Genomic DNA, 11,711 nt, shown 5'->3' with positions numbered 1-11,711 from the left:
GTTGTTCTTGCCCCATCGTTCGGCGGATGCGCTGCGCTTATCCGCCCTAGGGGTTTCAATCGGCCTGCAGCGCGTGCCACATTTCCTGGTCGCGTTCGGCCGTCCAGATCCGCGGATGCTTGATGCCGCTGGCTTCATCCACCGCGCGGGTCACGTCGAAGGGCAGGCAGTGCTCATAGATGAACACCTGGCCGAACTTCGGATCCATGTTCTTGCGCACCAGCGCCATCGCGGCTTTCAGATCCAGACCCTGTGCGGCGGCCTCTTTGGCCGAACTGAACAGCGTGGTGACGAAGTCGCGGGTGTAGGCCAGACCCTCGGCCACTTTCTGCGGCGAGGTCAGCGCGGGGCCACGGCCCGGCACCACGGCCTGCGGATTGAGCGCGGAGATCGCATCCAGCGTGGCGGGCCATTCTTCCAATTGCGCATCGCCGGTGTAGCAGGCCGCATCGCACTCGACCAGGTCACCCGAGAACAGCACCTGCTCGCTCGGCACCCACACCACGGTGTCGCCCTTGGTGTGGCCGGGGCCCAGGTGCATCACCTTCACTTCGAGGCCGCCCATGTACAGGGTCATCTCGTCCTTGAACACCATGGTCGGCCAGGTCAGGCCCGGCACGGAGTCAAAATTCTGGAACAGCCGCGGGAAGCGCTCGTACTCGCTCTTCATGTCCTGCTCGCCGCGCTCGACGATCATTTCATAGGTGCCCTGGCTGGCGATGATCTGCTCCATGCCCTCGGCCTTGTAACCCGACGCCCCCAGCACGCGCACCGCGTGATAGTGCGACAGCACCACATACTTGATCGGCGCCTGGCTGACCTTGCGGATCTCGGCGATCAGGCTCTGCGCCATCAGCGGCGTGGCCAGCGTGTCGCAGATCAGCACGGCTTCGTCTGTGATGATCACGCCGGTGTTGGGATCGCCCTCGGCGGTGTAGGCCCAGCAGTGGGCAGAGAGTTGCTCGAAGGTGGTTTTTTTTACTTCCAGGTCGGCCTGGGAAGCAAAGACTTTGGTGTTCATAAGGTGCTCCATGATCTGGGTGTGGGGCTGGGTCGCTCGAATCGGATGCGCACATCCAGGCAACCGCGACATCCTCATGCTAGTTTTTGATTCGTCATTAGTCAATGATTTTGTTAATAACGAATTTTAATTCACTGACGAGGCTCCGATAGGACACCCGAAAACTGCTAAGATGCCGCGAAAAACAAGGAAGACATCCACACCATGGAACGTGATCGCCGAGGCATCCAGTCGATCGAAGTCGGCGGCACGCTGTTACAAGCGCTCGTTCGCCACGGCGCCCCCATGATGCTGCGCGATCTGGCGCGCGAAGCCGGCATGCCGCCCGCCAAGGCGCACCCCTACCTGGTCAGCTTCTGCAAACTTGGCCTCATCGAGCAGGACGCCGCCACCGGCCGCTACGGCCTGGGCGCCTTCTCGCTGCAACTGGGGCTGACGGCACTCGAACAGGTCGAACCGATCCGCGCCGCCACCCCGGCCGTCGCCCAGCTGGCCGACGACCTGCAGCTGAACATCGCCATCGCCGTGTGGGGCAACCGCGGCCCAACCATCGTGCGCATCGAAGAATGCAGCCGCCCCATCCATGTGAACATGCGCCCCGGCACCGTCATGACCCCGCTCATGGCCTCGGCCACCGGCCGGCTGTTCGCCGCCTTCCTGCCCGAGCGCATCACCCGCCCGCTGGTCGAAAGCGAGCTGGCCCAACTCGGCGGTGGCGAGCAGCCCGCCCTGCGCCAGTCGCGCCGCCATGTCGACGACACCCTCGCCGAGATCCGCCAACACGGCCTCGCCCGCGCCCTGGGCAACCCCATCCCCGGCATCAACGCCTTCTCCGCCCCCGTCTTCGACAGCGGCAACCACCTCACCCTCGCCCTCACCGCCATGGGCCCGGCCAGCAGCTTCGACCCGGCCTGGGACGGACCCATCGCCACCCGGCTGATGACCAGCGCCCGCGAAATCTCGCAGCGGCTGGGGCAGTCGCGGCCCGAGAACTGATACTTTCGGCTTAGTCGACCCCAAGCATTTACAGCAGACACAACCCGATAACAATAAATTCGGCTCCCCCTGCGGCGCTTTGTGCGATAGTACTTTCGCCGCATTCGGGAAGCATCCCGACGCACAGCATCCAGAACAAGAACCAATACATTCCGTCAGGCAAAACCTGGCCGGTTTCCTTCTCGGGAAACGCGATTCGATGGAGAAAACTATGAAGCTTGGACATATGGCAACCCTGGGCGCGGCGCTCACGCTGGCCCTGAGCGCCTCGCTGGCAACGGCCGAAACCCGCGTCACCCTCAAGGCGGCGAAGGCCGGCACGTCTTACTACCAGATGGCCGTGCAGATCGGCGAGTCCGTCAAGAAGGCCAGTGCCAGCGCCATCATCGTCACGGTCGAAGAGAGCCAGGGCTCGGTGCAGAACGTGATGGAGGCCGCCGGTCGCGACGCCAATTACATGTTTACCTCGCCCCCGGCGCTGGTCGAGAAGGCGGTGGCGGGCGAGAAGCCCTTCGAGCCGGCGGACGAAGCCTTCAAGAAGATCCGCGCGATGTTCCCGATTCCGTCGCTGACCATGCACTACGTGGTGCGGGCCGACGCGGGCATCAACAGTTTTGCCGACCTGGCCGGCAAGCGCTTTGTGACCGGCAAGGGCTCCTTCGGCGCCACCGAGGCGGTGAAGAACTTCAAACTGTTCGGCATCGAAGACAAGGTGGAGGTGATCGACATCGAGCTCTCCGGGGCCGGCGCGGCAATGAAGAACCGCCAGGTCGACGGTTTCGCCACTGCCGGTTCATGGCCTGCGCCCAACGTCGTTGAAGCGGCCGCCAGCTCGCCGGTCACCTTGCTGTCGATGACCGATGAGCAGGTCAAGGCCACCGGCCGCACCCGCCTGGTGATTCCGAAAGGCACCTACCCGGGCGTGGATACCGATGTGGTCACCACCTCGCTGCCGGTCATCGCCTACGCGCTCACCGACATGGACGAAGCGACCGCCTATCAGCTCACCCGCAGTTATTGGGAGGGCCTGGCCGAGATGGCCAAGTCCAATCCGTGGTGGAAGAGTATCGATGCCTCGCTGCTCGACAACATCGGCGTCAAGTTGCATCCTGGCGCGCTCAAGTACTACGCCGAGGCCGGCATCGCGGTGCCGGATCGGCTGAAGTAATCAGCCAGCCAAGCCTGCGCGGCGTCTTCGGACGCCGCGTTGCTTTTGCCCACAACCAGACCTGCGACCACGCGGGCAATGTGCCACGCCCCCCCATGACCGACACCCCCGCCCCCGCCAATCCCCTCTTTTCGCTGCACACCGTCATGGTGGCGCTCGCCATCACCTCGGTGGGCTATCACCTGTGGCTGGTCATGGCGGGGCTGATCCCCCACCTCATCAGCCGCCCGCTGCACATCATTGCCACCATTCCCTTCGTGTTCATTTTCACCGCGCAGCGCGCCACCGGTTGGCGCCGTGCGGTCGACGTGCTGCTGTGCGCGCTGGGGCTGGCCGCCTGTATCTACGTGCTGGTGCAGTACGAAATGCTCGACAACCAGTACGGCCGGCTGCGCAGCACCACGCAGTTCGTGGTCGCCTGGGGGCTGATTCTGCTGGCGCTGGAGATGGCGCGCAGGCAAGTGAAATGGGCCATGCCCATCACCGCCGCGCTGGCCCTGCTCTATGGCCTGTTTGGCCAGCACCTGCCTGGTGAGCTCGGCCATGCCGGCATTCCGCTGGCGAGTTTTCTGGGCACGCTGACCATCACCGAGGGCGGCCTGTGGGGCAGCCTGACCGGCGTCTCGGCCGAAGTGGTAGCGGTGTTCGTGATCCTCGGCGCCATCGTCAGCGCGGGCGAGGGCGGGCAAGGCTTCATGGCTGCGTCGGTGGCCGTGGCCGGGCGATTGCGCGCTGGCGCGGCCAAAGTGTCTGTGCTGTCCTCTGCGCTGTTCGGGTCGATCTCCGGCTCGGCCTCGGCCAATGTCGCCTCCACCGGCGCCATCACCCTGCCCACCATGAAGCGCCTCGGCTATCCGCCCGCGCTGGCGGCGGCGGTCGAGGCCGTGGCCTCGTCGGGCGGGCAGATCATGCCGCCGGTGATGGGCGCGGGCGCCTTCATCATGGTCGAGCTGCTGCGCACCACCTACAACGAAGTATTGATGGCGGCGCTACTGCCGGCGGTGCTGTTTTTCTGGGGCGTGTGGGCGGGCTGCGATCTGTACGGCCGGCGCTACGGGCTGGAGCCGATGCGCGGCGAAGACATCCCGCCCTTTGCCAAGGTGGCGCGGCTGGTGCTGTTTTTTGTGATTCCGTTCGGGCTGTTGCTCGGCATCCTGTTTCTGTCGGGCAACACGCCGCAATACGCCGGTGCCGCTGCGGCTGGCGCAGCCGCGGCGCTGCTGCTGTTTGACGAGCGCCTGCGCCCCTCGCTGTCGCGCTGGGGTGCCCGGCTGGTCGACGCGGCGGTCAGCGCTGCACGGCAGATCGCCACCATCGCGGCCATCATCTTCTGCGCGGGGCTGATCATCGGCGTGCTCAACATCACCGGGCTGGGCGTCAAGATCACCTCGCTGATTCTCGGTCTGTCGGGCGGCAACCTGTGGGGCGCGCTGCTGCTCACCGGGCTGGCCTGCTTGATCCTCGGCATGGAAGTGCCGACCACCGCCGCCTATGTCATCTGCGTAGCGGTCGCCGGCCCGGCACTGATCGAGATTGGCGTCGAGCCGCTGCATGCGCACCTGTTCATCTTCTGGTTCGCGCTGCTGTCGACCATCACCCCGCCGGTGTGCGGCGCGGTGTTCATCGCCGCCGGCATGGCGGGCGCACCGTGGTTGAAGGTGGCCGGCCATGCGATGAGCCTGGGCATCGGGCTGTACATCGTGCCACTAGCCTTTATTGCCAACCCCGCGCTCACCGCGCTGGGCAGCACGCCGTGGCTGGCCCTGGCGGCCTGCGTAAAGATCGGCCTCGGCGTGTGGATGGTCAGCCGCGGTCTGATCCACCGCGAGGCCGGCGCCTTGCGCGCCGCGTGGCTGCTGGGCGGGCTGATCGTCATTTTCGCCTTCGGCCTGTGAGCGCGCTCACCGCGGGTTGAAGAACACGCTGGCCGCCTCGGCGCGGTCACCCGAGCCGTCCAGCGCCTGCAGCTGCAGCCGCAGCGGCTGCTGGCGGCGTTCGCCCGGCGGCGCCGCCACGGTGATCGACACCGTACTCACCCGGCCGGCCTCGACGGCATGCACGGCCGGGCCGATCAGCGCGCCGCCGGGCAGGTCGCGCACCTCGATGGCCACGCTCCGCGCGGCTTCGCGCATGTTCAGCAAGCGCAGGGTGTAGCTGTTTTCGATGCGGCCGTCGGCCCCCTCGCGCGCCAGCGACTGACGGTCGCGCAGCACGTCGAGCTGTAGTGGCACCCGCGTGGCCAGTTGCCAGACCATGGCCAGACTCACCGCCGCCATCACCACCAGGTAGGCCAGTGCGCGCGGCGTGCGCAGACGCCGGGCGATTTCGCGCCAGTAGCCGTGGGCGGCATGGCCACCCGGCTGCGCCGACATCATGCGGATCAGCCCGGTGGGCGCGCCGACATGAGTCATCACCGTGTCGCAGGCATCGGCACACAGGCCGCAGTTGATGCACTGGTATTGCAGGCCGTCGCGGATGTCGATGCCGGTCGGGCACACCTGCACACATTGATTACAGGCCACGCAGTCACCGGCCGGCTCGGCCTGGCGCGCCCCGCGCGGCCGGCGCGGTTCGCCGCGGGGCTGGTCATAGCCGATGGTCAGCGTGTCGGCGTCAAACATCACGCCCTGGAAGCGCGCATACGGGCACATGTGCAGGCACACCATCTCGCGCGCGAAGCCCGCCAGCACGAAGGTGAACAACGCGTACCCCACGATCCAAGCCCCCGCCCACGGCCCCGGCGCGCCCGCCGCCAAATCCGTCAGCAAGGGCTGCATCGGTGTGAAGTAGCCAACAAAGGTGATGCCGGTCCACCCGGCCACCAGTGCCCACAGCGCAAACTTGCTGCCGCGCCGGGCCAGCTTGGCCGGGCCCCAGGGCGCCGCATCGCGCCGCGCCCGCGCCAGGTGATCGCCCTCGATACGCGCCTCGATCCAGCGGAAGATGGCGGTATACACCGTCTGCGGACAGGCAAAGCCGCAAAACACCCGCCCCGCCAGCGCAGTGACGAAGAACAGCGCCGTCGCCGCCAGCACCAGCAGCCAGGCCAGCAACAGCGCATCCTGCGGCCACAGCACCAGGCCAAACAGGTAGGCCTTGCGCCCGGCGATGTCGAACAGCACCGCCTGGCGGTCATCCCAGCGCAGCCAGCAGGTGCCGTAGAAAATCACCTGACTGAACCACACCATGGCCCAGCGCAGGCGGTTGTAGCGGCCGGCCGTCTCGCGCGGGTGAATCTGTTGCGGGGGGTGGCGGTGAAAGGTAATGGTGGCGACGGTCATGACGGTCCTCGAACGCCCCCGGCACCACGGCGCGGCACCGACGGGGTGAGGCGAGTAAACCAGTGCCACGAATTACGGTACAGTTCCAGAGAACACGATTTTCAGGGGCTACAGATTGCACCGCGCGGGCCGGCAGTGTCGTAGGGCGGGTTTCAACCCGCCAAGGCCGACCAAAGCCGGCCCTACTGCGCGAACACGCTGCCCAGCACAAAGAGCAGCGCCGGCACCAGCACGATGTAGCCGTTCATGAGCTGGCGCAGGCGCGGAAACCGGCCGTCCAGTTCCATGAAATGGCGGATCACCAGCGCGCCTTTGACGCCCGCCACACCCAGTGCGATCAGGGCGGTCAGCGCACCGGGCACGCCACCGTCGGCCAATGCGGCACTGAGCAGGGTCAGCCCCACAAGGAGGAGCCAGATGCGGGTCGCAACAGTTTCGGCAGACATGGTCTGGTCTCCTTCAACGCAGTACGTACATGAGCGGGAAAATCACGATCCACGCCAGATCGGTGGCGTGCCAGTACAACGTGGCCGCCTCAACACCTTCGTGGTCGGCCGGGCTGTAGGCCCCGCCCCAGGTGCGCAGCAGCGCCCAGATCAGCCCGAGGCAGCCCCACACCACATGCACCAGATGGTTGAGCGTGAGGTAGTAGTACATGGCGATGAAGCTGTTGCCGGTGCCGACCACGCCGTGATCCAGGTTCCAGTTGAACTCCCAGGCCTTCACCAGCAAAAACACGATGCCCAGACAAAGCGTGGCGACCAGCCAGCGCAGACAAACCCGCGCCTGGTTGCGCCGGATGGCGATCATGGCGCGCATGGCGCAGTAGCTGCTGGTAAGCATCACCAGCGTATTGGTGACACCCGCCGTGGTATTGAGCATGCCTGGACCGCGATGGAAGTCTTCCGGAAAAGTGAGTCGGAAATAGGCATAGGCGAGGAACATCAAGGCGAACTCGGTCAGCTCGCAGAAAATGCCCACCCAGATGCCGCGATTGCCGGGGACCGGACTGCGTGCGGGTGGCGAATGAGGTATGGCGTCGAGCGTCAGTTGCATGGCATCGGCCTGGCGGGAAGAACACGGCTACCATTAGCGCACAGCGCATTCGCCACGGGCAGGGACAGTTTGTCCGACCGCCCGGCAATACAGAAATTGGGGTCGCGCTTGATGCGTATCATGGTGTCGCGTACCCACACGACAGAGGGACGATGAACCGTTACCAGCAACTGGCCGACGACATGGCCCGACGCATTGCCGAAGGTACCCTGCGCCCCGGCGAACGGATACCGTCGGTACGCCATGCCTGCCGCAGCCAGAACGCCAGCCCGTCCACCGTGCTGCAGGCCTACGCCCTGCTCGAGAGCCGCGGCCTCATCGAGGCACGCCCGCGCTCGGGCTACTACGTGCGCTCCCGCCTCGGCCAAACGCTGGCCGAGCCGCCGGTCAGTCGGCCGGGCACCGACGCCACCGCGCTGACGGTGAGCGACTTCATCTTCGACATTCTCGACTCCGCCCGCGACCGCGAGGTGGTGCCGCTCGGCTCGGGCTTTCCCAGCCCCGAGCTGTTCCCGCTCGACCGCCTGGCGCGCGCGCTTGCCGTCAGCGCGCGGCGGCTCGACCCGTGGCGCAGCGTCACCGATCTGGCGCCGGGCAACGACGAGCTACGCCGCCAGATCGCGCTGCGTTACCTGTCGGCCGGCGTGTCCCTGTCGCCGGAGGAAATCGTCATCACCTCGGGCGCCATGGAGGCGATCAACCTGTGCCTGCAGGCGGTCACCCGTCCGGGCGACCTGGTGGCCATCGAGTCCCCCGCCTTCTACGGCGGCTTGCAGGCCATCGAGCGGCTCGGCCTGCGCGTGATCGAGATCCCCACCCATCCGCGCGAAGGTGTGGACGTGGGCGCACTGGCCGAGGCCTTGGACCGCCACCCGATCCGCGCCTGCCTGTTCATGCTCAACCACCAGAACCCGCTCGGCGCCTGCGTGCCAGACGATCGCCGGCGCGAACTGGTGAGCCTGCTGGCGCGCCACGACGTACCGCTGATCGAAGACGACGTGTATGCCGAGCTGCACTTTGGCGAGCCGCGCCCGCTGCCGGCCAAGTCGCTCGACAGCGCCGGGCAGGTGCTGCATGTGTCGTCCTTCGCCAAATGCCTGGCACCGGGCTACCGCGTCGGCTGGGTGGCTGCCGGCCGACATGCCCGCGCGGTGCAGCGGCTCAAGCTGTCGACCAGCCTCGGCACCGCCGTACCCCTGCAGGCCGCGCTGGCCGACTACCTGCACCATGGCGGCTACGACCACCACCTGCGCCGTCTGCGCCAGGCCCTGGCCAGCCAGACCGCGCGGGCCATTGCCGCCATCGAGCGGCACTTTCCGCCCGGCGTGCAGCTGGCCAGCCCGCGCGGCGGCTACTTCGTGTGGATCGCCCTGCCCCCTGGCGCCGACGCCCTGGCCCTGCACCGCCAGGCGCTGGCGCGCGGCATCAGCATCGCCCCCGGCCCGATCTTTTCGGCCACGCGCGGCTTCAACCAGTGCATCCGCCTCAACACCGGCCACCCGTGGACCGACGCGTCCGAACGCGCAGTGGCCACCCTCGGCACACTGATCCGTGCCCAGTGCGGCGGCTGAACGCCCGCCCCGCCCGCGCCACTAACGTCAACACACGCCCCACACCGGACTGGCCATGCCCCATACCGCCGACCACGACACCCTCGCCCTGCCCGGCGCCGCCCCGATCAAGCTGTGGACCCACGGCGTGCCGGTCGAAGACGCCGCCCGCGCACAGCTCATCCACACCGCCCGCCTGCCCATCATCTACAAGCACCTGGCGGTGATGCCCGATGTGCATCTGGGCAAGGGCTCGACCATCGGCAGCGTGATCCCCACCCTCGGCGCCATCATCCCCGCCGCCGTGGGCGTGGACATCGGCTGCGGCATGATGGCCGTGCGCACCACGCTCGACGCCGCCGACCTGCCCGACAAGCTCCACGGCCTGCGCAGCGCCATCGAAAAAGCCGTGCCCCACGGCCGCGACATGACCCGCGGCAAGCGCGACCACGGCAGCTGGGGCAAACCGCCCGCCAGCGTGGACGCCGCCTGGAAACGCCTGCAACCCGGCTTTCGCCGCCTTGTCGAGCAGGCGCCCCGCCTGGAGAAGACCAACAACCACGCCCACCTCGGCACGCTCGGCACCGGCAACCACTTCATCGAGGTCTGCCTGGATGAGGCCGGCCGCGTGTGGTTCATGCTCCACTCCGGCTCGCGCGGCGTCGGCAACGCCATCGGCCGCCACTACATCGAACTGGCCCAGACCGACATGCGCCAGCACATCGCCAACCTGCCCGACCGCGATCTGGCCTACTTCACCGAAGGCGCGCAGCACTTCGACGACTATGTCGAAGCCGTCGGCTGGGCGCAGGACTTCGCCCGCGCCAACCGCGAACTGATGATGGCCCACCTCATCGACGCCGCCCGCCACGTCATCAAAAAGCCCTTCACCGCCGACCAGCAAGCGGTGAACTGCCACCACAACTACGTGCAAAAAGAGACCCACTTCGGCCGCGAGGTTTTCATCACCCGCAAAGGCGCCGTCTCCGCCCAGGCCGGCCAACTCGGCATCATCCCCGGCTCCATGGGCGCCGCCAGCTACATCGTGCGCGGCAAAGGCAACCCCGAAAGCTTCTGCTCCTGCAGCCACGGCGCGGGACGCGTCATGAGCCGCACGGCCGCGCGCAAGCAGTTCACCGTCGACGATCAAGTGCGCGCGACGGCCGGCGTCGAATGCAGAAAGGATGCGGAAGTGATTGACGAGATCCCGATGGCGTATAAGGATATCGACGCCGTGATGGCCGCGCAGGACGCGCTGGTGGAGGTGGTGCACACCTTGAAGCAGGTGGTTTGTGTGAAGGGGTGACTTATTACTATGAACGAATCACTAAAATTGGCTAGCCATCACGCAATGACCGAACAAAAACATTATCGTGAGCGCTATATCGCATTCACCAGAAAGGCATGCAAAGATAGATCAGATTGTGAATTCCATGAAAACCAAGAATTCATGCAAGACGCGTGTACGTATTTCATCGAATTACGCGCACCCCTCCTTACAACACGCAATGACATCACTTCAGTAATAGAATTTGCTGTTGGCGAAACCACGTACCGAATTTACCCTCCATTTTTGATAAACAAAGATGCCGCCAAGGCATCTTCTTTCGAAGACGCATTTGTACCCGTCGCGCACTCTGATTGTTGTCAAGCTTACGTGCGCCTTCCAGATGATCGTGTTACCAGCGTCTCTGTGGGCCCGCCCGCGTATGCCGCCAAAGAGGTTGGGCAGACATATTGCCATGGCCTCCGTATTGATGTAATCGGAGAAGAATGCGGCGTGGCACCTGGGCTTGAACGATTCCTGCAAGCGACATCGGAGAAGACGTTTCAATGGTGGATTGCCTCGGACATTAATCCTTTCGACCAAGAGTTGCGTCTGCGAGCACATCTACTGAGCTCGTATCAACTTCCATGCAAGCTGAAAATGGAAGAACGGCATAATCGACACAAAGCGCTCGTCAGTCCGTGGGAGGCCTGTACCGAGTTTCAATTTCCTCTCGGCTTCGAAAAATCGATTGATTCCACTATCTGGAGGAACATTCAGCTACATCTTGCAACGTCAGCATCGACAGAAATAGCACTTCAAAACTTTTTCTCTGGCGTGTCTGAATACATGAACAATCGGGACGAGCGCAGCATATTGAGCTTGAGCATCTGCTTCGAAATATTCGAAAATAAGCACAGAGCGGCGCGCGGAAAAAATAAAAATGCATCAATTAAAGTGATGCTCAATGAATCAAAGGTGATACCAAGCGAGATTAATAGCGTTCTACGAGATTTAATTCTGATTGACCGAGGTCACGTTGCACACGGCAACCAACCACCTCGGTTGAGCGGAGGTGTTCGAACGATGGAGCAATACGTAAAAGCTATCTTTGCGTACATATCATCCTATTACGACCGAAGTAACACCTGACCTACAGCGCGCGTAGGGCGGATAAGCGCAGCGTCATCCGCCAAGAACCTCACCCGGCAGAAGACGCTTCGCTTATCCGCCCGGTAATCCCCCCGTTTTTAGCGCTCACCAGAAGTAGAGGTCATGGCACGAGGGCCAATTTCTGTTTCGGGGTGATGCCTCCAAGGCCCATGTTCGGACGCTCATGATTGTAGGTCCAGAGCCATTTTGTTGCATGGTT

10 protein-coding genes are annotated in these 11,711 nt (G+C 64.8%); 6 read left to right on the top strand and 4 right to left on the bottom strand.

The features are described from left to right. Positions 1-55 precede the first annotated feature (55 nt). Positions 56-1,021, bottom strand: a complete 966-nt coding sequence (locus tag FHP91_RS19570; protein ID WP_144311191.1) for an MBL fold metallo-hydrolase — start codon at positions 1,019-1,021, stop codon at positions 56-58. A 204-nt stretch (positions 1,022-1,225) separates the two neighbouring features. On the opposite strand from FHP91_RS19570, the gene FHP91_RS19565 reads away from it, so the two are divergent. The 3 genes from FHP91_RS19565 (at position 1,226) to FHP91_RS19555 (ending at position 5,080) form a co-directional block, all read left to right on the top strand. Beyond that, complete coding sequence (locus FHP91_RS19565) at positions 1,226-2,017, top strand: IclR family transcriptional regulator (protein ID WP_144311190.1); 792 nt, start codon at positions 1,226-1,228, stop codon at positions 2,015-2,017. A 211-nt stretch (positions 2,018-2,228) separates the two neighbouring features. Beyond that, positions 2,229-3,185, top strand: coding sequence for a TAXI family TRAP transporter solute-binding subunit (locus FHP91_RS19560; RefSeq protein ID WP_144311189.1), 957 nt, complete (start codon positions 2,229-2,231; stop codon positions 3,183-3,185). Between the two features lie 95 nt (positions 3,186-3,280). Next, positions 3,281-5,080, top strand: coding sequence for a TRAP transporter permease (locus tag FHP91_RS19555; RefSeq protein WP_222105262.1), 1,800 nt, complete (start codon positions 3,281-3,283; stop codon positions 5,078-5,080). A gap of 6 nt (positions 5,081-5,086) precedes the next feature. Here the strand turns inward: FHP91_RS19555 and ccoG are convergent, their stop codons facing one another. The 3 genes from ccoG to FHP91_RS19540 form a co-directional block, all read right to left on the bottom strand. Further along, positions 5,087-6,466, bottom strand: coding sequence for a cytochrome c oxidase accessory protein CcoG (gene ccoG / locus FHP91_RS19550; RefSeq protein ID WP_144311188.1), 1,380 nt, complete (start codon positions 6,464-6,466; stop codon positions 5,087-5,089). A 182-nt stretch (positions 6,467-6,648) separates the two neighbouring features. Next, positions 6,649-6,912, bottom strand: coding sequence for a cytochrome C oxidase subunit IV family protein (locus tag FHP91_RS19545; RefSeq protein ID WP_144311187.1), 264 nt, complete (start codon positions 6,910-6,912; stop codon positions 6,649-6,651). Between the two features lie 13 nt (positions 6,913-6,925). Then, positions 6,926-7,522, bottom strand: coding sequence for a cytochrome c oxidase subunit 3 family protein (locus FHP91_RS19540; protein WP_144311186.1), 597 nt, complete (start codon positions 7,520-7,522; stop codon positions 6,926-6,928). A 152-nt stretch (positions 7,523-7,674) separates the two neighbouring features. Here FHP91_RS19540 and FHP91_RS19535 point away from each other — a divergent pair, with 152 nt between their 5' ends. Genes FHP91_RS19535 through FHP91_RS19525 form a run of 3 tightly spaced genes read left to right on the top strand, consistent with a single transcriptional unit; the run spans position 7,675 to position 11,491 of the window. Then, the gene (locus FHP91_RS19535; protein ID WP_144311185.1) at positions 7,675-9,093 is read left to right on the top strand and encodes an aminotransferase-like domain-containing protein; all 1,419 of its coding nucleotides are present in this window, start codon (positions 7,675-7,677) and stop codon (positions 9,091-9,093) included. 55 nt (positions 9,094-9,148) lie between these two features. Continuing rightward, positions 9,149-10,378: an RtcB family protein gene (locus FHP91_RS19530; protein WP_144311184.1), complete on the top strand. Its 1,230-nt coding sequence runs from the start codon at positions 9,149-9,151 to the stop codon at positions 10,376-10,378. A 9-nt stretch (positions 10,379-10,387) separates the two neighbouring features. Then, positions 10,388-11,491, top strand: coding sequence for a hypothetical protein (locus tag FHP91_RS19525; protein ID WP_144311183.1), 1,104 nt, complete (start codon positions 10,388-10,390; stop codon positions 11,489-11,491). The last annotated feature ends 220 nt before the right edge of the window (positions 11,492-11,711 follow it).

It is taken from the genome of Denitromonas halophila, assembly GCF_007625155.1.
Lineage (GTDB): Bacteria > Pseudomonadota > Gammaproteobacteria > Burkholderiales > Rhodocyclaceae > Nitrogeniibacter > Nitrogeniibacter halophilus.
The sequence above is the reverse complement of the archived record's forward strand: the minus strand, read 5'-3'. Positions and strand labels throughout refer to the sequence as shown.